The following is a 20,747-nucleotide window of genomic DNA, read 5'->3' as shown; positions in this document are numbered from 1 at the left end:
ATGCCACGTCACGCCGAAACCCGGCATTTACCCTGGTCGCCGGAACAGATGTTCGACCTGGTCGCCGACGTCGTCCGCTACGGCGAATTCCTGCCGTGGGTCGCGGCGGTGCGGGTGCGGTCGAACAGCGACACCGAAATGCTCGCCGACCTGATCGTCGGCTTCAAGGGCCTGCGCGAAACCTTCACCTCGCGCGTCGTCAAGCGGCGCCCGGACGAGGTCCATGTCGATTATGTCGACGGCCCGCTGAAACACCTGCGCAACGACTGGCAGTTCCGCTCGGACGGGGCGGGGGGCTGCTTCGTCGATTTCTCGGTCGACTTCGCGTTCCGCAACCGGCTGTTCGAGGCGCTGGCCGGTCAGGTGTTCGACACCGCGCTGCGCCGGATGATCGGCGCGTTCGAAACGCGGGCAGCGGCGCTCTACGGCGCCGGCGATTCCGGCATCAGCAAGTCGAGCGCGCACAGCGCCGCCTGAAGCCGGACGCCGCCGCGCCCCAGATCGCCGAATTCCTTGCGGTCGGCGACGATCTTGTCGGGGTTGGCGTTCTTTTCCGCCCGCGCAAACACGACGGTCCCGACCGGCTTCTTCTCGTCGCCGCCGCCCGGCCCGGCAATGCCGGTGATCGCGACGGCGACGTCGGCGTCGCTCTTGGCGAGCGCGTTCTGCGCCATGCCCCAGGCGGTGGCGATCGACACCGCGCCAAACGTCTCCAGCACGTCAAGGCTCACGCCCAGAATGCCGGTTTTCGCCTCGTTGGCGTAAACGACCCAGCCGGCCTCCAGCACGTCGGACGAGCCGGGAATCTCGGTCAGCGCCGCGCTGACCAGCCCGCCGGTGCAGCTTTCCGCCACCGCGACGCGCAGGCCGGCGGCGCGGTTCGCCGCAATCACCGCCCGCGCCCGCTCGACGAGCGCGGCCGGCAGCAGGCTGTCCTGTTTCTCGCTCACTGATCCTCCGACAGTCTGACCGTGGCGATCGCCTGTGCCGCGATCCCTTCGCCCCGGCCGGTGAAACCCAGCCTCTCCGTCGTCGTCGCCTTGATGCTAACCCTGCGTTCGGGCAGCCGCAACAGCGCCGCGATCGTCGCGCGGATGCTGTCGCGATACGGGCCGACGCGCGGCGCCTCGCAGATGATCGTCACGTCGACATGGTCGATCACCCCGCCGCGCGCCGCGACCAGCGCCGCCGCATGTTCGACGAACAAGCGGGACGGGGCACCGCGCCATTGCGGGTCGCTGGGCGGGAAATGGCTGCCGATGTCCCCGTCGCCGATCGCGCCGAGAATCGCGTCGGTCAGCGCGTGCAGCGCGACGTCGGCGTCGGAATGGCCGGACAGCCCCTTGTCATGCGCGATCCGTACCCCGCCCAGCCACAATTCCGCCCCGGCTTCCAGCCGGTGGACATCGAAGCCGCTGCCGGTGCGGCTGACGAGCCTCGCCGCCAGCCGCGCCTCGGCACGGGCGATGTCGTCGGCGGTGGTCAGCTTGTCGAGCGCGGCATCCCCGGCGACCAGCGCCACGCCATGCCCGGCGGCGCGGGCGACCTGCGCGTCGTCGGTCGCTTCCTCACCCTCCGGCCAGGCGGCATGGGCGGCGCGGATCAACGGAAGCGGAAAGGCCTGCGGCGTCTGGATGCGGTTGAGGCCGGCGCGCGCCACGGTGTCGCCCAGCGCCGCGTCCCCGCGCGCCAGCGTATCGGCAACGGGCAGGGCGGGGACGGCGCCGTCTGCATCGTCGAGCGCGGCGAGCAGCCGGTCGACCACCGCCGCCGGCAGGAACGGGCGCGCCGCATCGTGGATCAGCACAATGGTACCGTCGATCGCCGCCAGCCCGGCGCGGACCGAATCCCGGCGGGTTGCCCCGCCGATCGTCCACGCCGGCGGATTGCCACCAAACGCCTCGGCGAGCAGCGCCTCCTGCCCGGCGCCGATCACCACATGCACCGCGTCGATCGCCGGGTGCGCGGCCAGCCCGTCGCAGGCGCGGGCGATCACCGCGCGCCCGGCCACCCTCCGGTACTGCTTCGGCACGCCGCCGCCGGCACGCTCGCCCGCGCCGGCGGCTACGACCAGCCCGATGACCCGTCTGTCCCTCATCGCCGGCGGCCCTAGACCAGCCCGCGCTTGCCCGCCAGCCGCTTTGCGGTTAAGGCTCTGCCTAAATTTCAGGCACATTCCCGATGGCGACACTCAACCCGATCCAGATCGGTCCGCTCCGGATCGACAGCCCCGTGCTGCTCGCGCCGATGACCGGCGTCAGCGACCTGCCGTTCCGGCGGGTGGTGCGGCGCTATGGGTCCGGCCTGAACGTGACCGAGATGATCGCCAGCCAGGCGGCGATCCGCGAGACCCGCCAGTCGCTGCAAAAGGCGGCGTGGGACCCGATCGAGGAGCCGGTGTCGATGCAGCTCGTCGGCTGCACCCCGCGCGAAATGGGCGAGGCGGCCAGGCTGAACGAGGATCGCGGCGCCGCGATCATCGACATCAACATGGGCTGCCCGGTCCGCAAGGTGGTCAACGGCGACGCCGGATCGGCGCTGATGCGCGACCTGAAACTGGCGACGGACATCGTCGCGGCCACGGTCAAGGCGGTGTCGGTTCCGGTTACGCTGAAGATGCGGATGGGCTGGGACCATGCCAGCCTGAACGCGCCGGAACTGGCGCGGATCGCCGAAGACATTGGTGTCCGCATGATCACCGTCCACGGCCGCACCCGCTGCCAGATGTACAAGGGCGAGGCGGACTGGGCGTTCATCCGCTCGGTCAAGGACGCGGTATCGATCCCGGTCATCGCCAATGGCGATATCTGCTCGATCGACGATGCCGAACAGGCGTTGACGCTGTCCGGTGCCGACGGGATCATGGTCGGCCGGGGCGCCTATGGCCGGCCCTGGCTGCTCCGCCAGATGATGCACTGGTTCGCCACCGGCACGCGCCTGCCCGATCCGTCGATCGACGAACAATATCGTGTTATCGTAGAGCATTATGAGGCGATGCTTAGCCATTATGGCGAGATGACCGGCGTCAACATGGCCCGCAAGCACATCGGCTGGTACACCAAGGGCCTGCCCGGATCGGCCGAGTTCCGCAATCGCGTGACGCAGGTGCCGGAGGCAAGGACGGTGCTGGCGATGCTCGCCGAGTTCTACGCGCCGTGGTTGTCGCGCGCCGCCGCCTGACCGCGCCGCCGGGGCCGCCTGCGCCCGGCGAGCTTTTCAACGCCCTATCGGCGGCGCTGCTCGTCATAGATCCGGACGGACTGGTCCGCGATGCCAACCCCGCCGCCGAAAATCTGCTGAACCACAGCCGTGCTGCCCTGTGCGGCCGCATGCTGGCCGACACGTTGGTGTTGCCGACCGCCTATGTTGAGCGGGGCGAACCGGGCGCGGCGATCGCGCTCTACGACGTGCCGCTGATGACGGTGCGGGGCGGGCGGTTCCGCGCCGATTTCATCGTGACCACTGTGCCGGACTGGCCGGGGTGGAGCCTGTTGAGCCTGCATTATGCTGGCGCTGGGCACAGCATGGGCCATCGGCTGGAACGCGGCGGCGGCATCCGCGCCGCGATCGGCGCCGCCGGCATGCTGGCGCACGAGATCAAGAACCCGCTGTCCGGCATTCGTGGCGCGGCGCAATTGCTGGAACAGGACGTGCCCGCCGACGCGCAGGGCCTGACCCGGCTGATCCGGGCCGAAGTCGACCGTATCGCCGCCCTGATCGACCAGATGGAAGGCTTTACGGACACCCGCCCGCTGCCGGTCGCGGCGGAAAATATCTATCCGATCCTCGACCACGTCCGGCAACTCGCCGCGCGCGGTTTCGCCGCCGGCGTCGCGATCCATGAACGCTATGATCCGTCGCTGCCCCCGGCGATGCTGAACCGCGACGCGATGGTTCAGATTTTAATAAACCTGATAAAAAATGCTTCTGAAGCGACTGGAAAAAATGGGCATATTACGTTGACCACCGGCTACCGCCACGGCGTATCGGTCAGCATAGACAACAGCCCCGGCCGACGGCCGCTGCCGATCGAACTCTGCGTGATCGACGACGGCCCCGGCGCGCCGCCGGAACTGGCCGAACACATGTTCGATCCGTTCGTCTCCGGGCGGCCGGAGGGCAGGGGCCTCGGCCTGGCGCTGGTCGACAAACTGGTGCGCGACATGGGCGGACTGGTCCAGTACGCCCGTGAAGGGATGCCGGAACGCACCGTGTTCCGGCTGTTGCTGCCGCGCGCGACGGAGGGTTAGGCATGGCGCGTATCCTTGTCGTCGATGACGATGCGGCGATCTGCACCGTCGTCGCCACCGCGCTGCGCCGCGCCGGCCACGAAGTCCGTACCGCCGGGACCATCGCTGCCGCCGAACGGCTGCTCGCCGGATTCGTGCCGGAAGCAGTGGTGACGGATGTCATGCTGCCGGACGGTAATGCGCTGGACCGGCTGGCGACCGCGCCGTTCGCGGTGCCGTTCATTGTCCTGTCGGCGCAGAACACCCTCACCACCGCGGTCCGCGCGACCGAGCGCGGCGCATTCGACTATCTGCCCAAACCGTTCGATCTCGACGAACTGACCGGCGCTGTCGCGGCGGCCTTGCGCGCGGGCGGCGGCGCGGTGCCGGATGGCGAGGACGTGACCGACGGCCTGCCGCTGATCGGCCGTTCGCCGGCGATGCAGCGGGTCTACCGCACGATCGCCCGGCTGGTCGGTAATGATCTGACCGTGCTGATCCTCGGCGAATCCGGCACCGGCAAGGAACTGGTCGCCCGCGCGATCCACGATCTCGGCCCGCGCCGTGCCGCACCGTTCGTCGCGGTCAACATGGCGGCAATCCCGCGCGAACTGATTGAATCCGACCTGTTCGGCCATGAACGCGGCGCCTTCACCGGTGCCCAGGCCCGCGCCGCCGGCCGTTTCGAACAGGCGCAGGGCGGCACGCTGTTCCTCGACGAGATCGGCGACATGCCGCTGGAGGCGCAGACCCGGCTGCTGCGCGTGCTGCAGAATGGCGAATTTACCCCGGTCGGCAGTGCCCGCACCATCCGCAGCGACGTCCGTATCATCGCCGCCACTCACAAGGATCTGCCGGCGCTGGTCGCCGCGGGCGGCTTTCGCGAGGATCTGTATTACCGGCTCGCCGTCGTTCCGGTCGCGTTGCCGCCGCTGCGCGACCGGCTGGCCGATGCCGGTGCGCTCGCCCGCCACTTCCTCGATCGTGCCGCGCAGGAGGGGTTGCCCCGGCGTCGGCTCGACGCGGCGGCGATCGAGCGGCTGGCCAGCCATGACTGGCCGGGCAATGTGCGCGAACTGGAAAATCTGATGCGGCGAATGGCCGCCCTCGGCCGCGACGATGTCATCGGCGCGGCGGAAGTCGCCGGGCAACTGGCCGAGCACGGCAGGGACAGCGGCGGCGGGGAAGGGAGCAACACCGCCACCGGCGGCGCCAGCCTGACCGATGCGGCGGAATTCCACCTCGCTCGCTATTTCGCCAGCCATGGTGATCGCTTGCCGGAAGACGGGCTGTACGACCGTGTGCTCGCCCAGGTCGAAGCGCCGCTGCTGCGGCTTGCATTGCAGGCGACACGCGGCAATCAGGTGCGCGCGGCGCAGCTTCTCGGCCTCAACCGCAACACGCTGCGCAAAAAGCTGACCGACCATGCAATAGAGGCGGGGCAATGGCGCCGACGCTGATCGACGCCATGGTGTCATCGATCGAAAGCTGTGTTTTGCTTGCAACGAGTTTGTTGTATCGATGCAACGATGGATGCCCAGACCGCCAATCCTACTCATAACCAGCCGCGTTGGCGCCGTGCGCTGACCGTCATCTATCGGCGCGGGCGCTACATGCCGGCGGTGGAAATCCTGACCTTCCTCGTCGCGATCGTCATCGCCACACTCAGCTACCACACCATTGCCAACACCGGTGACGCGCCGCGGCTGCTCAGCCCGCCGGTGGTGGCGCTGCTGCTCGTCGCCAATCTGGTGCCGACAATGGCACTGCTGGTGCTGCTCGGTCGCCGCGTTGCCCATGGCCGCGCCGCGCGCTCGCCGGTCGGCGGCAACGGACGGCTCCATGTCCGGCTGGTCGCGCTGTTCTCGCTGATCGCGGCGGTGCCGATGCTGCTGGTGGTGATCTTCGCCTCGCTGCTGTTCCAGTACGGCGTCGAATTCTGGTTTTCGGACCGGGCACGCGGGATGCTGGAAAACGCCGGAGAACTGGCGCGCGAATTCTACAGCGAGCAGCAGCGCGAAGTTGCGGACGAAACGGTGACGATGGCGTCGGACCTGCGAAGCTACCTGTCGCAATGGCGGTCGGACAGCATCCAGTTCCGCGAAGGCTATGCCTATCAGGTCGTCGGCCGCAAACTGAACGAATCGGCGATCGTTTCCGTCCGTTCCGGCGAAGCGCCGCTGACCCTGGCGATCATCAACCCGGAAGAGCGGGAGATCGAGCAGCGGGTGACCCCGGCGATTATCGCCCGCCTGCGCGAAGACCCGGTGGTGATCAGCGAGACCAGGGACCGGGTGGAAGCGGTGACCCGCCTCGACGCGCAAAGCGGCACCTACCTCTACGCCTCGCGCCTCTACGACCCGAAGGGGCTGACCCGGGCCAACGCGGTGATCGCCGACTATGACGCGCTGCTCAAACGTTCGCGCCTGCTACAATTGCGCTTCAACGCGGCGTTGCTGCTGATGTCGCTGCTGATTGTCGGCGCGGCGGTATGGATCGCGCTGAAGGTCGCCGATCGATTGGTCCGACCGGTTGGCGAACTGGTGCGCGCGGCGCGGCAGGTGGCCAATGGCGACCTGTCGGCGCGGGTGGCGGAGCCGCGGGCGCGCGACGAGGTTGGCACCCTCGCCAATGCGTTCAACCGCATGACCAGCCGGCTGGAGGAGCAGACCGGCGCGCTGGTCGCCGCCAACAGCCAGCTCGACAGCCGCCGCGCATTGACTGAGGCGGTGCTGTCCGGCGTCTCCGCCGGTGTCGTCGCGGTCGACGACGAACACCGGATCAGGCTGATGAACCGATCGGCCCGCGCCCTGCTCGATACCGAGGATGATTCGCTGGTCGGCCTGCCGCTCGCCGATGTCGCGCCGGAACTGGGCGAGATGCTGGACGCGCCGGAACGCGACGCGATCGTCCAGTTGGTCAGTCGTGGCGAGCCGCGCACGCTGGCGGTGAAGCGCGTCGCCAACAAGGGCGGCCATGTTCTCACTTTCGACGACATCACCCAGCAGTTGCTCGACCAGCGCCGCGCCGCCTGGTCCGACGTGGCGCGGCGCATCGCGCACGAAATCAAGAACCCGCTCACCCCGATTCAGCTCGCCGCAGAGCGGCTCCAGCGCCGCTACGGCAAGGAAGTGCAAAGCGATCCGGCAACCTTCGGCCGGCTGACCGAAACAATCGTCCGCCAGGTCGGTGACCTGCGGCGGATGGTCGATGAATTCTCGTCCTTCGCGCGGATGCCGAAACCGGTTTTCCGCCCGGAATCGATCGTCGACATCGCCCGGCAGGCGCTATTCCTGCACGAGGTCGCCCATCCCGGCGTCCGCTTCTCGCTCGACGCGCCGGCCGTCCACCCGGCGCTGGTCTGCGACCGGCGCCAGCTCGGCCAGGCGCTGACCAACATCGTCAAGAACGCGGTCGAAGCGATCGAGCAGAAAGCGGCGCCGGCCAGCGGCATGGTGGCGATGACCATCGCCGAAACCGCACAGCATCGGCTGGAAATCACCGTCGCCGACGACGGCATCGGCTTGCCGACCGAACGCGACCGGCTGGTAGAGCCTTATGTGACGACGCGGGCGCGCGGCACTGGCCTCGGCCTCGCCATCGTCAAGAAGATCGTCGAGGAACATTTCGGCACGATCGCCTTCGCCGATCGCGACGGGGGCGGCACGATCGTCGTCATCTCGCTCGATCCGGCGACGCTGGCACCGCTGGCCGACCCCGCGCCAAACACCACGGCGGACGACGACACCCCCGATCACACCCCTGTCACCAGCGTATGAAGGCGGATTGAAACCATGGCCCTGGATATCCTCATAGTCGATGACGAGCGCGATATTCGCGAACTTGTGGCCGGCGTGCTGGAAGACGAAGGGTACAGCACCCGCGTGGCGGCGGACAGCGATGCCGCACTCGCCGCGATCGACGAACGCCGACCATCGCTGGCGCTGCTCGACGTCTGGCTGCAAGGCTCGAAGCTCGACGGGCTCGATCTGCTCGAAGAGATCAAGCGCCGCGACCCGACGATCCCGGTTCTGGTCATTTCCGGCCACGGCAATATCGACACCGCCGTTGCCGCCGTCGGCCGGGGCGCCGCCGATTTCATCGAAAAGCCGTTCGAGGCCGAACGCCTACTCCATCTGGTCCGTCGCGCCACCGAAACCGAACGGCTGCAGCGCGAGAATGCGGCGCTGAAGGCGCAGATCGGGCTGGGGGAGGAACTGACCGGCAGTTCCTCGCTGATCAACAGCGTCCGCGCGACGCTGAAACGCGTGGCGCAAACCGGCAGCCGGGTGCTTATCACCGGCCCGGCCGGTGTCGGCAAAGAGGTCGCCGCGCGCCTGCTCCATTCGTGGAGCACACGCGCGGACGCGCCGTTCATCGTCGTCAGCGCGGCGCGGATGACCCCGGAACGGGTGGAGGAAGAACTGTTCGGCGTGGAGGAGGGCGGCGAACTGTCCCGTCCGGGCCTGTTCGAACAGGCCCATGGCGGCACCCTGTTCCTCGACGAGATCGCCGACATGCCGCTGCCGACGCAGGGCAAAATCCTGCGCGTGCTGACCGACCAGAGCTTCATGCGCGTCGGCGGGCAACGGATGGTCAAGGTCGACGTCCGCGTCGTCTCCTCCACCGCGCGCGGGCTGGCGGAGGAGATCGGCGCCGGCCGCTTCCGCGAAGACCTGTATTACCGGTTGAACGTCGTGCCGATCCGCCTGCCGCCGCTCACCGAACGGCGCGAGGATATTCCGCCGCTGGTCGATCATTTCGTCGCCCGCTACGCGGCGGAACGGCGGGTGCCGACACCGGGCATCGCCGACGACGCGGTCGCCGCCCTCCAGGCCTATGACTGGCCGGGCAACGTCCGCCAGCTCCGCAACATCGTTGAACGGACGATCATCATGGCGCCGGGCGACCGGATCGGCCGGATCGACATCGACATGCTGCCGCCGGAAATCATGGGCGATCAGCCGCAGATCAGCGGGGGCGCAACAACCAGCGCCATCATGGGCGCGCCGCTGCGTGAAGCGCGGGAAACGTTCGAACGCGAATATCTGCGCATCCAGATCCGCCGCTTTTCCGGCAATATCTCACGTACCGCGCACTTCATCGGCATGGAGCGTTCCGCCCTCCACCGCAAGTTGAAGGTCCTCGGCCTGTCCGATCCGCGCGACGACGAATAGCAAGGCGGGGTGACGAACCCGGTCCGCCGTCCTATCTAGGGGCGGCCGGACCGTTGCGTCCGGCGAAGACGTTGACGAAAACGCGACCCAGCGGGCCAAAAGGCTCGCCAACAACCGGAGCAACGGCAGTGGCCGAAAAGACCAACAATCTTCAGGATATTTTCCTGAACTCCCTCAGAAAATCCAAAACCCCGGTGACGATGTTCCTGGTCAAGGGAGTCAAACTGCAGGGAATCATCACCTGGTTCGACAATTTTTCGGTGCTCCTGCGCCGCGACGGCAATGCCCAGCTCGTTTACAAACATGCGATCTCGACGGTGATGCCGGCGCAGCCGATGGACTTCGCGCCGATCGAAAAGGCGTTCGAGGACGGCCAGCGCAAACCGGTGCTGCTGCAGGACGTCTTCCTGAACGCCGTGCGCCGCTCCGATGAGCCGGTGACGATGTTCCTCGTCAACGGCGTGATGCTGCAGGGCGTGATCGCCGCGTTCGACCTGTTCTGCATGCTGCTCCAGCGCGACGGCATGACCCAGCTTGTCTACAAGCACGCGATCTCCACCGTGCAACCGGCCCATCCGCTGAATCTGGCGGCGGAGGGCGAGGACGCCGATTGAGCGGATTCAACCGGCAGGCCGATGACTTCGCCCGTGGCGCGCGCGCGATCCTAGCCTATCCCGATATCGGGGCGGGCGGGGGGCGTGGCGCCGACGCGCGGCTGGACGAGGCCGCGGGCCTTGCCGCCGCGATCGGTATCGACGTGCGCGACCGCATCGCGCTCAGGCTGCGCGCGCCCAAGGCGGCAACGCTGTTCGGCAGCGGCCAGGTCGAACAGATTGCAACGCTGGCACGCATGGCGGAGGCGGAACTGGTCATCGTCGACGGTGCCGTCACCCCGATCCAGCAGCGCAACCTCGAAAAGGCGTTTAGTGCCAAGGTCATCGACCGCACCGGCCTGATCCTCGAGATTTTCGGAGAACGGGCGGCCACCGCCGAAGGGCGGCTCCAGGTCGAACTCGCCCATCTCGACTATCAGGCCGGCCGGCTGGTGCGAAGCTGGACCCACCTGGAACGGCAGCGCGGCGGCTTCGGCTTCCTCGGTGGGCCGGGCGAAACCCAGATCGAGGCCGACCGGCGGCTGATCCGCGACCGGATGGCGCGGCTCCGGCGTGAACTGGAAACCGTCGCTCGCACCCGTGGCCTGCACCGTGACCGGCGTCAGCGCGCGCCCTGGCCGGTGATCGCGCTCGTCGGCTACACAAACGCCGGAAAATCAACGCTTTTCAATCGGATGACCGGCGCTGACGTCATGGCGCAAGACCTGTTGTTCGCCACGCTGGACCCGACGATGCGGCAGATCACGCTGCCCGGTATCGACAAGGCGATCCTGTCGGACACCGTCGGTTTCGTCTCCGATCTGCCGACCCAGCTCGTCGCCGCCTTCCGCGCGACGCTGGAGGAGGTGATCTCCGCCGATCTGATTGTCCATGTCCGCGATCTGTCGCACCCGGACAGCGACGCGCAGGCTGCTGACGTCGAGCGGGTTCTAACCGAAATCGGTGCCGGCGGGGAAGGGGGCGCGCCCCGGATCGAAGCGTGGAACAAGATCGACCTGTTGGCGCCGGAACAGGCGGAGGCGCTGGCCAACATCGCGGCGCGACGGGATGATGTCGTGCTGGTCTCGGCGTTGACCGGGGCCGGGGTCGACGCCCTTCGCGCAACCGCCAGCACCCGGCTGACCGCCGCCAACCGTGTCCGCCATGTCGATCTCGACAGTGCAGACGGCGCCGCGCTTGCCTGGCTTCACGCCCATGGCGAAGTGCTGGCCAGCACCGCCAGCGATACGCGCGTCCATGTTGACGTCCGCCTGTCCGATGCCGACTGGCACCGTTTCAACGCCCGCCGGGCGGGCCGGACGACAGCACAGGCGTCTTAAAACCGCTCACTCGCTGTCATGGCGCGCGCCGCAGGGCCAGGGCAATCCATCAGCGCGTCTACTCCGCCGCCTTCGCCGCAACCCACAGCCGTTCCTTGTCCTCCAGCGGCAAGGCACTGAATGCCTGTCCCGCGTTCACCTCCATCGCCCGGAACCGCCGCTCGAATTTGGCATTCGCCCGGCGCAGGGCCGCTTCGGGGTCGATATTCAGATGGCGTGCGAAGTTAACCGCCGCGAACAGGAGGTCGCCGACCTCGTCAACCCGCGCCGCGTCGTCCTCGGCCGCGTCGACTTCCCTCAGTTCCTCAAGAATCTTCGCGTGCGGGCCGTCGGCGTCGGGCCAGTCGAAACCGGTGCGAGCGGCGCGCTTCTGCAGCTTCTCCGCGCGGAGCAGCGCCGGCAGGGCCAGCGCGACACCGGCCAGCGCGCTGGCGTCGTCGGACGCGGCGCGGCGTTCGCCAGCCTTGATGGTTTCCCAGCTGTCGCGAACCGCGGCGGCGTCGGCGGTACGCTCGCCGAATACATGCGGGTGGCGACGGACCATCTTGGCGCAGATCGCGGCGATCACGTCGGCGATCGCGAACTGGCCGGCTTCCTCGGCCATCCGCGCATGGAACACGACCTGCAGCAACAGGTCGCCAAGCTCGTCCTTCAGCGCCGCCATGTCGTCGCGGGCGATCGCGTCGGCAACCTCATAAGCTTCCTCGATCGTGTACGGCGCGATCGATGCGAAATCCTGCTGCACGTCCCACGGGCAGCCGCCCTGCGGATCGCGCAACCGCGCCATGATCGCCACCAGATCGCCGAGAGGGGGCGCCGTTTTATCCGTCATATCAAAGTCCGATAATATACATTATGTAAAATATCTCTTGCTCTCCTCAGCCCCCTCGCGGCTCCAGAACCAACGATCGCCCCTCGACCCGCCAGGATTTGAGCGTGCTCAGGAAATTCATGCCAATGACGTTGGTATCCCCAAACTCCGCCGCGATGACCACCGGCAGGTCGCGCGCGGTGATCGGCCCGACGACGAAGCGTTCCGCCCGCCCGCGTCGCGCACGGACCACACCGTTGGCGGTGTTCAGCAGCACCGGCAGCGCGCCATCGTCAATCGTGACACCGGCGGCGCGCGCGGTCCCGGCCGACAAGGCCGTCGTCGTCGCGCCGCTGTCGATCAGGAAGCGCTGGCTATGCCCGTTGACGCTGGCCGAAACCCAGAAATGGCCGTCATCGCTCATCGGCAGGCGCAACGTGTTGCCAACGGTCTGGCTGCCGCTCAGGTCGCCGGCCACCCGGTGCCACAGGTCGGTCAATTCACCCCGAAAGCTGACGATGACCAGCCCGACGCCGAAAATACCGACCCATGCGGCAACCAGTTTCAACGTCTGGCCAAACGGCATCCGCCGGACGATCAGGCCGCTGCCGACGAGGATCAGCGCGCCGATCAGCCAGACGAGTTGGAGCGACTGGTCTTCGTTCATGCTTCGGCCTCCAGCCCGTCGTAACCGGGCGCCACGCCAGCCGGCAACATGGCCTCCAGCGTTGCGTAGTCCATCGACTGATCCATGTGGGTCAGGATCGCCCGCCCCGGCCGCAACCGCGCGATCCAGCCCAACGTTGCCGCCAGGTTCGGGTGGGTTGGATGCGGCCGATGCCGCAACGCATCGACCACCCAGATGTCCGCACCAGCGTACAGCGCCGCCATTTCATCGGTTAGTTCATTGAAATCTGTCGCGTAGGCAATGGACTTCTCACCACTTGTGAACAGAATACCAGCGGAGGTGATCGTCCCGTGCGGCTGGTCGACGATCTGAATGTCGAGGTCGCCGATGGTCAGCCTGTCCGGCAATGTCCGTCCGTCGACGCTGGGCGGGTAATCGCCCTTGCCGTCGAACGCATAAGCGAAGCGGTGGCGCAGCGACGCCAGCGTCTGCGGCCGCGCATAGCCGACAACCGGCCGTCCGCGCGCGTGGTAGAGCTGCCGCAGATCGTCGATGCCGTGACAATGGTCGGCATGGTCATGGGTCCACAGCACCGCGTCGATGTCGGCGACAGCGGCGTCGAGCAGTTGTTCGCGCATGTCCGGCGTGGTGTCGACCAGTACCCGGCTCTGTGCCGTTTCAATCAATATTGAGGCGCGGCGGCGGCGGTTGCGCGGCTCTGCGGGGTCGCAGGCGCCCCAGTCATTGCCGATACGCGGCACGCCAGACGATGTGCCGCAACCCAGAATGCGCAGCTTCACGCCGCCGCCTTCGTGAACAACGCCCTGAAATTATCCGCCGTCTCCGCCCCCAGTTCGGCAACAGGCACCCCGCGCAGCGCGGCCAGGAATCGCGCCGTGTCAGCCACGAAGGCCGGCTCGCACGGCTTGCCGCGATGCGGCACCGGCGCAAGAAACGGCGAATCCGTTTCGATCAGCAGCCGGTTAGCGGGCAACCGTGCCGCCGTTTCCTGCAAGGCCGTGGCGTTCCTGAAGGTCACGATCCCGGATATGGAGATATAAAGCCCCAATGCCAATGCCTTGTCGGCGAAATCTGCGCTGGCGGTGAAGCAGTGGATGACGCCGCGATAAGCCCCCTTCCCCATCTCCTCGGCCAGAATTTCGGCGGTATCCGCCTCGGCATCGCGGGTATGGACGATCAGCGGCAGGCCGGTTTCGCGCGCAGCGGCAATATGGGCGCGAAAATTCGCTTGCTGCCGGGCACGGTCGCTGTGGTCGTAATAATAATCCAGCCCGGTCTCGCCGATGCCGATCACCCGTGGGTGGGCCGCCCGCACGACCAGCCGCGCGGTGTCGACATGGCTGTGGTCGTCCGCTTCATGCGGGTGGATGCCAACCGTCGCCCAGACATCCGCCTCGCGCTCGGCGGTGGCAAGCACCGCGTCCCATTCGGTTTCCCGTGTCGCGATGTTCAGCATCCCGGTCACACCGGCCGCCCGCGCCCTGTCGAGCACCGCCGCCTGCTGCTCGATCAGCCCCTTATAGTTCAGGTGGCAATGGCTATCGATGAACATCAATCAGCGCCTGTCTCCGTCGGCAGTTCCAGCCGCGGGAACACCGGCGCCGGCGGCGACAGGCGAAAGCCGGACGCGGCGATCCGCGCGTGGCGGCCGGCGCTGTCGCCCAGCGCGGCATAACTCCGCTCGCCTTCTGCCACGCCCATCATGTCGAGCAACGTCGCCGACGCGGCCGGCACCACCGGCGCAATCGCGATCGCCAGGTCGCCGATCGCCCGGTACAACGTGGCGAGCACCGCCGTCATCCGCTCCGGGTCGGTCTTGCGCAGCGCCCAGGGCGCCTGCGCGTCGATATACTGGTTGCACGCGAACACCGCGCGCATCCACGCCTCTATTCCCTGCGCCAATGCCAGATCGGCGAAAGCAGCGGGAAGTTCCTGCGCGCAAGCGGCCTCAACCTGGGCAAGCAGCGCCGCATCGGCCGGGTCGGCACGTCCGCCCACCGGCACTACGCCGTCAAGATTCTTGGCGATGAACGCCAGCGTCCGCTGCGCCAGATTGCCGAAGCTGTTGGCCAGATCGGCGTTGACGCGGGTAACGATCGCTTCGGCGGAATAGCTGCCGTCTTGCCCGAACACCACTTCGCGCAGCAGGAAATAGCGCAGCGCGTCGACACCGAAATGCTCGGCCAGCTCCAGCGGGTCGACGACATTGCCGAGCGATTTCGACATCTTTTCGCCGCGGTGGAGCAGGAAACCGTGGCCGAACACCTGCTTCGGCAACGCGATGCCGGCGGACAGCAGGAAGGCCGGCCAGTAGACGGTGTGAAACCGCACGATATCCTTGCCGATGACGTGCAAGTCGGCCGGCCACCATTTCGCCCAGTCGCCATCGGGATAGCCGGCGCCGGTCAGGTAATTGGTCAGCGCGTCGACCCAGACATACATGACATGGTCGTCGCTGTCCGGCACCCGCACGCCCCAGTCGAAACTGGTGCGCGAGACCGACAGGTCGGACAGCCCGCCCTCGACGAAGGCGATCATCTCGTTGCGGCGGCTTTCCGGGCGAATGAAGTCCGGGTTGGCGCGGTAATGGTCGAGCAGCTTCTGCTGGTAGGCGGACAGGCGAAAGAACCAGCTTTCCTCCACCGTCCACTCGACCGGCGTGCCCTGCGGCGACAGCTTCTCGCCCCCGTCCCCGGCAATCAGTTCCTTCTCGTCGTAAAACGCCTCGTCGCGCACCGAATACCAGCCTTCATAGCGGCCGGGATAAATGTCGCCATTGGCCGCCATCGCCCGCCACAATGCCTGGCTGGCCGCGTGGTGATCGGCATCGGTGGTGCGGATGAACCGGTCGTAGCTGATATTCAGTCGGTCATCCATTGCCTTGAAATAGCCGGACATCTCATCGGCGAGCTGCTTTGGCGTCACCCCGCGCCCGCGCGCGGTCTGCGCCATTTTCAGGCCATGCTCGTCGGTGCCGGTCAGGAACCGCACGTCGCGACCCATCATCCGCTGGAAACGCGCGACGACATCGGTGGCAATCGCTTCATAGGCATGGCCGATATGCGGCCGGCCGTTGGGATAGCTGATAGCGGTGGTGATGTAGAATGGTTCGGCCATGCGGTCAGCCTTTAACCGCTGGCGCCCCCGGAGCAAGGCCGGCGACCAGCGTCGCCATCTGGAATGCCACCGCCTGCGGGTCCAGCGCCAGCGGTACGGCGGAGGCAGCGAGCGCCCGCGCTTCTTCCCAGGCGGCGATCGTATCGGCCAGCGCGGCGCCGCTGCACGCACCGGCGGCACCGGCGATAAACGCCGGCGCCCGTTCCAGAAACGCCTCATAACGCGGCTGCGCGGCCTTCAGCGCCAGCGCGCGCGCCAATGCGGATCGGGCGCTGTTGTCCACGTCTCCGGTCGCGGCAATCGTCGCCAGCGTCGCGTCCAGCCCGGCAACGTCCAGTCCGGCGAAGCGCAACGCCGCGCCCGGCGCCCCGTCGGCCAACTCGGTCAGCGCCGCCACTTCCGCCTCCGTCGCCTCCGGCAATTCGGCGCGGATCACCTGCGCCGTCGCCGCCGCGTCGAGTCGGCGCAGCGCCAGCAGCCGGCAGCGCGACCGGATCGTCGGCAGCAACCGGCCGGGCGCATGGCTGATCAGCAGAAAAATCGTGCCCGCCGGCGGCTCTTCCAGGTTCTTGAGCAGCGCGTTGGCGGCGGCGCGCTCCAGATCGTCGACCGAATCGATCAGCACGATCCGCCGCGCCGACAGCGACGGCGTCGTCGCAAACAGCGCCTGTAGCGCCCTCACCTGCGCGATCGATATGTTGCGCGCCAGCTCGCCGCCAGCCCCTGCGCTTCCTTCGCGCGGCAGGCGTTCGAGGCGGCGAAAATCCGGGTGGCTGCCGGCGGCGATCAGCCGGACGATCGGGTGGTCTTCCGCTACCTCAAGCCCGGCCTCGGGCGGCGGCCCCGCCGCCTCGGCCAGCAGGCGCTTGGCGACGGCATCGGCGAAGCGCGCCTTGCCGATGCCGCGTGGGCCGGTGATCAGCCAGGCGTGGTGTAACCGCCCGTCGTCGGTCGCATCGCGAAACGCGGCAACCGCCGCGTCATGGCCGATCAGGCTGGTCATCCGGCCGTGCCGTCCAGCGCGGCGACAAGCAGGCGACGGGTCACCACATCTTCCGCGCCGGCCGCGTCGACAAAGCGGAAACGGCGGCGCTCGGCCCGCGCAAAACTGGCGAGCAACGTCGCGACCTTCGCATGATAGGCGGCGTCGCGCCCGCCGATCCGGTCCGCATTGCCGCCGTCGCGCGCCATTGCCCGTGCCGCCGCTTCACCCGGCGGGAGGCTGAGCAGCAGGGTGCGGTCAGGCAGCAGGCCGCCGCTGCCGATCGCGTGCAGCGCCATGATCGCCGCATCGTCGACCCCGGCGGCGCCCTGATAGGCACGCGAACTGTCGATGAAGCGGTCGCAGATCACCGTCGCGCCCCTGGCCAGCGCCGGGCGAATGGTCCGGGCGACATGGTCGGCGCGCGCGGCGGCGAACAGCAACGCCTCGGTCGTCGGGGTCCAGCGTTCGCCCTCCCCCTCCAGCAATAGGGCGCGAACCGCTTCGGCCCCCGGCGAACCGCCCGGCTCGCGGGTCAGCACGACATCGACGCCGCGCTGGATCAACGCCTCGGCCAGACGCCGGGCCTGGGTCGACTTGCCGACCCCCTCCCCGCCTTCCAGTGAGATGAACCGGCCGCTCAACGCCCGAAAAACGACATGAGGCCGGCCCAGGCGCGGCCGAAGAACCCGGCCGGGCCGACATCGTCCGCGGCGACCAGCGGCAGCAGTTGCGCCGGCATGTCCGGGGTGGTGACGACCAGATCGGCAATGTGCTGTCCGGCCTTGATCGGCGCCTTTACCGGCCCGTCATAAACCACCTTGACCTGCATCGCCCCGGCCGCCCCGCCGGGGAGCGTCACCGACAGGTCGCGCGGCGCGACCAGCCCGACCGACGCCTTGTCGCCCAGCTGCACCTCCGCCGTCTCGATCTGCGTGCCTTTCTTCAACAGCGGCTTCGCCGTCCAGGCGCGGAAACCCCACTGCATGAACTTGACGGATTCGCTGATCCGGTTGTTGTAACTGTCGATCCCGGCAACGACCATCACAAGTCGCCGGCCATTCTGTTCCGCAGACCCGGTGAAACCGTAACCGGCCTCCTGCGTATGCCCCGTCTTCAACCCGTCGGCGCCGTCGACCCGGCCGAGCAGCGGGTCGCGATTGGGCTGGGTGATCGGCTGGCCGCCCCCCATCGTCTTGCCCCAGGTAAATTCGGACTGGGAATAGAATGCCTTGTAAAGATCAGGGAAATTCTGCGTCGTCGCCGCCGCCAGCGTCGCCAGGTCGCGCGCGGTGGTATAGGTCACCCCCTCGTCCGGCCAGCCGTTAGAATTGCCGAAATGGCTGTTCGCCATGCCCAGCGCGCGGGCATAGCGGTTCATCTCCGCCGCAAATGCCGCCTCGGTGCCGCGTATTCCTTCCGCCAGCACGACGCAGGCGTCGTTGCCTGACAGGGTGACGATGCCGTGCAGAAGGTCCTTCACGCTGACCTGCTCGCCCGGCGACAGGAACATCGTCGATCCCGCCGACGGGCCGTGCCACTGCTTCCAGGTTTCCGGCCGGACGGTGAACTGTTGATCCAGCTTCAACTCGCCTTTCCGGATCAGGTCGAAGGCGATGTAGACGGTCATCATCTTCGCCATCGACGCCGGCGGCATCCGCCGGTCGGCATCCTTGGCGTAAAGCACCGCGCCGGACGACAGGTCCTTCATGAACGCAACCGGCGCCGTTGTGTCGAAAGGCGGCGCCGCGGCGCCCGAAGGCGCCGCCAGGGCGATCATAAAAAGAGGCGGAATTACAAATGCTTTCATGACCTACCTGCGACTCGTTACAATCACCAACTCTCGGCTGCGACGACCGATGCGTCGCGATAGCCTTTTGCGACGACATCCGCCAGCGACCGCGCGGCCGCTGCACCATCGGTATAGGGGCCAAGCCGCACCTGCCAATAGCGTCCGGTTGCCACGACGCTGCCGCCCAGCGCCGCCGCCAGCCCGTCCGCATTCGCCCGACTGGCGAAACTCGCGACGCGGACGAACGTTGCCCCCGCTTCGCCTTCCCGCCCCGCCGCCACCAGCGCCCCGACCGGGGCCAGCCCGCCATGCGGCTGCGCCGCCAGCCGGCGCCGCTGCTCCGCCCGCTCGCCCGGCGTCGGCTCCGGCAGCATCGCGATACGGCGCCCGCGGGCCACCGCGCGCTGCTGCTCGGCCGTCGGGTAAACCCGCCGCACCCGCACCGGGGCATTGCCCGCCGCTTCCGTTCCCAGCATCCGCGCCGCCGCCTGCGACAGGTCGATCAACTTTTCGCGTGAGAACGGCCCGCGATCGTTGACGCGGACAACGATAGTGCGGCCGCTGTCCAGCGCGGTCACCGCGACATAGGACGGCATCGGCAATGTCGGGTGGGCGGCGGTCAGCGCGCCGGGGTCGAAACGCTCGCCATTCGCGGTCGGCTTGCCGGCATGGTCGCGGCCGTACCAGCTGGCATAGCCGACCGCGTCGTAGTCGCGCCTGTCCTCCGGCACGTAGCGCACACCGCCCACGACATAGGGCTGGCCGATCTTGACCACCCTGTCGTTCAGCCCACCGGTCGTCCCGCACCCGCCGAGCAGCAGCAGGGCGGTCAGTTCAGCGCGCCACCGCATCCGCCAGCAACCCCACCGACAGCCCATAGAAATTGGAGCAGTTGTAATCGAGGATCACGCGGTAATTGCCGCCCAGCAAATAGGCCGTCTTGCCCGGCCCGTCCGGCTCGATCAGCGTCGCAAGCTGGCTGTCCTGCGGCCAGGCGCCGTTTTCCGGCACAATCCCGCGCGCGCGCCATTCCGCCATGGTCAGCCAGCGGCTGTGGCGGTCGTGAACGCGCGGGCAGCGCGGCGATTTGGTCCGGTTGGCGATCGCGGCGCGGTCCAGCCCCGCCGGTACCGACACGGCGAAACCCCATTCCTGCCCCCGCCGCCAACCGGCATCGACGAAGTAATTGGCGATAGAGGCCAGCGTATCCGGCTCGCTGCGCCAGATGTCGGCCCTGCCGTCGCCGTCGCCGTCGCGCGCCACCCGCAGGTAGACGCTCGGCAGGAACTGCGGATAGCCGGTCGCGCCCGCCCAGCTCCCCTTCAGCTGCTCGCGCGAAATGCCCCGGTCCATCATCTTCAGCGCGGCGATGAACTCGCCGGTGAACAGCGGCCGCCGCCGCCCTTCATAGGCCAGGCTGGCGAGCGAGCGCAGCAGGTCGAAATCGCCGGTATAGCCGCCGTAATTGGTCTCATGCCCCCAGATCGCGACCATGATCGATTCCGGCACCCCGGTCTCGGTCTCTATCCGCTCCAGCCGGGGGCGCAGCGCCTGATATTTGGCGCGCCCACGGTTGATCCGCGCCGCGTCGACATGGCGGGCGCGATAAGGCGCAAAGGCGGGAATGGCCGATGGCGGCGCGCTCGGGTTGCCACCCGGCTGCGCCCGGTCGAGGGTAACGACACGCGGGTTGAAGGTCAGCGTCGGCATCACCGCGTCCAGCGTCCGCTGGCTCACCCCGTCACGGGCCGCCTGCCCGCGCAGCTCCCCCAGAAACGCCTGAAAACCCGCTTCGTCCTGCGCCACCGCCGGCGTCGCCGCCAGCGCCAGTGCCAGTGCCGAAATCGCCAACCAATCCCGCATCATTCTCCCCTGCAACCACAGCGCCCCAGCGCCGCGCGCTCACAGTGCCACAGCCGCCCCGCACAAGACATTCCCTTCGTCGCGCAGGATGCACGAAAGGCCGTACCAACGATTTTTGCTTTGCCAGCCCGCGCCAGCCGGATAAGCGGTTCCCGGTAAGCGGCGGACCAACAGATCCGCCCCTGCCGCCCTTG

General features: G+C 67.9%; 20 protein-coding genes. 8 read left to right on the top strand and 12 right to left on the bottom strand.

What is annotated here, in order from left to right:
- Entirely contained in the window at nucleotides 1-477 is a 477-nt protein-coding gene (locus ACMT1E_RS06725; RefSeq protein ID WP_414902914.1) for a type II toxin-antitoxin system RatA family toxin, read from the top strand.
- Here the strand turns inward: ACMT1E_RS06725 and ACMT1E_RS06720 are convergent.
- Nucleotides 423-950 carry a CinA family protein gene (locus ACMT1E_RS06720; RefSeq protein ID WP_414902912.1) on the bottom strand — a complete coding sequence of 176 codons (528 nt, stop codon included), beginning with the start codon at nucleotides 948-950 and terminating at the stop codon, nucleotides 423-425. The two genes, ACMT1E_RS06725 and ACMT1E_RS06720, sit on opposite strands and share 55 nt — an antisense overlap.
- On the bottom strand, nucleotides 947-2,098 hold the full coding sequence (locus tag ACMT1E_RS06715) for a bifunctional 2-C-methyl-D-erythritol 4-phosphate cytidylyltransferase/2-C-methyl-D-erythritol 2,4-cyclodiphosphate synthase (protein ID WP_414902910.1): 1,152 nt from the start codon (nucleotides 2,096-2,098) through the stop codon (nucleotides 947-949). Before ACMT1E_RS06715 ends, ACMT1E_RS06720 begins: the two co-directional genes overlap by 4 nt.
- 83 nt (nucleotides 2,099-2,181) lie before the next feature.
- On the opposite strand from ACMT1E_RS06715, the gene dusB reads away from it, so the two are divergent.
- The 7 genes from dusB (at nucleotide 2,182) to hflX (ending at nucleotide 11,339) form a co-directional block, all read left to right on the top strand.
- Complete coding sequence (gene dusB / locus ACMT1E_RS06710; RefSeq protein WP_414902908.1) at nucleotides 2,182-3,180, top strand: tRNA dihydrouridine synthase DusB; 999 nt, start codon at nucleotides 2,182-2,184, stop codon at nucleotides 3,178-3,180.
- Nucleotides 3,156-4,250, top strand: coding sequence for a two-component system sensor histidine kinase NtrB (locus ACMT1E_RS06705; protein ID WP_414902906.1), 1,095 nt, complete (start codon nucleotides 3,156-3,158; stop codon nucleotides 4,248-4,250). Before dusB ends, ACMT1E_RS06705 begins: the two co-directional genes overlap by 25 nt.
- Nucleotides 4,251-4,252: 2 nt before the next feature.
- Complete coding sequence (ntrC, locus tag ACMT1E_RS06700; protein ID WP_414902904.1) at nucleotides 4,253-5,689, top strand: nitrogen regulation protein NR(I); 1,437 nt, start codon at nucleotides 4,253-4,255, stop codon at nucleotides 5,687-5,689.
- Nucleotides 5,690-5,758: 69 nt separating this feature from the next.
- Nucleotides 5,759-8,008: an ATP-binding protein gene (locus ACMT1E_RS06695; RefSeq protein WP_414902902.1), complete on the top strand. Its 2,250-nt coding sequence runs from the start codon at nucleotides 5,759-5,761 to the stop codon at nucleotides 8,006-8,008.
- Between the two features lie 15 nt (nucleotides 8,009-8,023).
- Nucleotides 8,024-9,406, top strand: coding sequence for a sigma-54-dependent transcriptional regulator (locus tag ACMT1E_RS06690; RefSeq protein WP_414902901.1), 1,383 nt, complete (start codon nucleotides 8,024-8,026; stop codon nucleotides 9,404-9,406).
- A gap of 128 nt (nucleotides 9,407-9,534) precedes the next feature.
- Nucleotides 9,535-10,020: an RNA chaperone Hfq gene (gene hfq, locus ACMT1E_RS06685; protein WP_414902899.1), complete on the top strand. Its 486-nt coding sequence runs from the start codon at nucleotides 9,535-9,537 to the stop codon at nucleotides 10,018-10,020.
- The gene (gene hflX, locus ACMT1E_RS06680; protein WP_414902897.1) at nucleotides 10,017-11,339 is read left to right on the top strand and encodes a GTPase HflX; all 1,323 of its coding nucleotides are present in this window, start codon (nucleotides 10,017-10,019) and stop codon (nucleotides 11,337-11,339) included. The genes hfq and hflX overlap by 4 nt, the downstream gene beginning before the upstream one ends.
- Before the next feature lie 58 nt (nucleotides 11,340-11,397).
- Here hflX and mazG read toward each other — a convergent pair whose 3' ends face one another.
- From mazG to ACMT1E_RS06630, 10 genes are read right to left on the bottom strand one after another with little or no spacing between them, the layout of a single operon-like run.
- The gene (mazG, locus tag ACMT1E_RS06675) at nucleotides 11,398-12,171 is read right to left on the bottom strand and encodes a nucleoside triphosphate pyrophosphohydrolase (protein ID WP_414902895.1); all 774 of its coding nucleotides are present in this window, start codon (nucleotides 12,169-12,171) and stop codon (nucleotides 11,398-11,400) included.
- 46 nt (nucleotides 12,172-12,217) lie between these two features.
- Entirely contained in the window at nucleotides 12,218-12,817 is a 600-nt protein-coding gene (locus tag ACMT1E_RS06670) for a TIGR02281 family clan AA aspartic protease (RefSeq protein ID WP_414902893.1), read from the bottom strand.
- Nucleotides 12,814-13,578, bottom strand: coding sequence for an MBL fold metallo-hydrolase (locus ACMT1E_RS06665; RefSeq protein ID WP_414902891.1), 765 nt, complete (start codon nucleotides 13,576-13,578; stop codon nucleotides 12,814-12,816). Before ACMT1E_RS06665 ends, ACMT1E_RS06670 begins: the two co-directional genes overlap by 4 nt.
- Nucleotides 13,575-14,351, bottom strand: a complete 777-nt coding sequence (locus ACMT1E_RS06660) for a TatD family hydrolase (protein WP_414902889.1) — start codon at nucleotides 14,349-14,351, stop codon at nucleotides 13,575-13,577. Before ACMT1E_RS06660 ends, ACMT1E_RS06665 begins: the two co-directional genes overlap by 4 nt.
- Complete coding sequence (gene metG / locus ACMT1E_RS06655) at nucleotides 14,351-15,916, bottom strand: methionine--tRNA ligase (protein ID WP_414902887.1); 1,566 nt, start codon at nucleotides 15,914-15,916, stop codon at nucleotides 14,351-14,353. The genes ACMT1E_RS06660 and metG overlap by 1 nt, the downstream gene beginning before the upstream one ends.
- A gap of 4 nt (nucleotides 15,917-15,920) precedes the next feature.
- Nucleotides 15,921-16,919 carry an AAA family ATPase gene (locus ACMT1E_RS06650; RefSeq protein ID WP_414902885.1) on the bottom strand — a complete coding sequence of 333 codons (999 nt, stop codon included), beginning with the start codon at nucleotides 16,917-16,919 and terminating at the stop codon, nucleotides 15,921-15,923.
- Nucleotides 16,916-17,542: a dTMP kinase gene (gene tmk / locus ACMT1E_RS06645; protein ID WP_414902883.1), complete on the bottom strand. Its 627-nt coding sequence runs from the start codon at nucleotides 17,540-17,542 to the stop codon at nucleotides 16,916-16,918. Before tmk ends, ACMT1E_RS06650 begins: the two co-directional genes overlap by 4 nt.
- Nucleotides 17,539-18,678, bottom strand: a complete 1,140-nt coding sequence (locus tag ACMT1E_RS06640; protein ID WP_414902881.1) for a D-alanyl-D-alanine carboxypeptidase family protein — start codon at nucleotides 18,676-18,678, stop codon at nucleotides 17,539-17,541. Before ACMT1E_RS06640 ends, tmk begins: the two co-directional genes overlap by 4 nt.
- Before the next feature lie 53 nt (nucleotides 18,679-18,731).
- Nucleotides 18,732-19,541, bottom strand: coding sequence for a septal ring lytic transglycosylase RlpA family protein (locus ACMT1E_RS06635; RefSeq protein WP_414902879.1), 810 nt, complete (start codon nucleotides 19,539-19,541; stop codon nucleotides 18,732-18,734).
- Nucleotides 19,525-20,553, bottom strand: a complete 1,029-nt coding sequence (locus ACMT1E_RS06630) for a lytic murein transglycosylase (RefSeq protein WP_414902877.1) — start codon at nucleotides 20,551-20,553, stop codon at nucleotides 19,525-19,527. Before ACMT1E_RS06630 ends, ACMT1E_RS06635 begins: the two co-directional genes overlap by 17 nt.
- Nucleotides 20,554-20,747: the final 194 nt, after the last annotated feature.

It is taken from the genome of Sphingomonas flavalba (assembly GCF_047553045.1).
Classification (GTDB): Bacteria; Pseudomonadota; Alphaproteobacteria; order Sphingomonadales; family Sphingomonadaceae; genus Sphingomonas_L; species Sphingomonas_L flavalba_A.
Note: the sequence above shows the minus strand (reverse complement) of the source record. Positions and strands in the feature narration are given on the sequence as shown.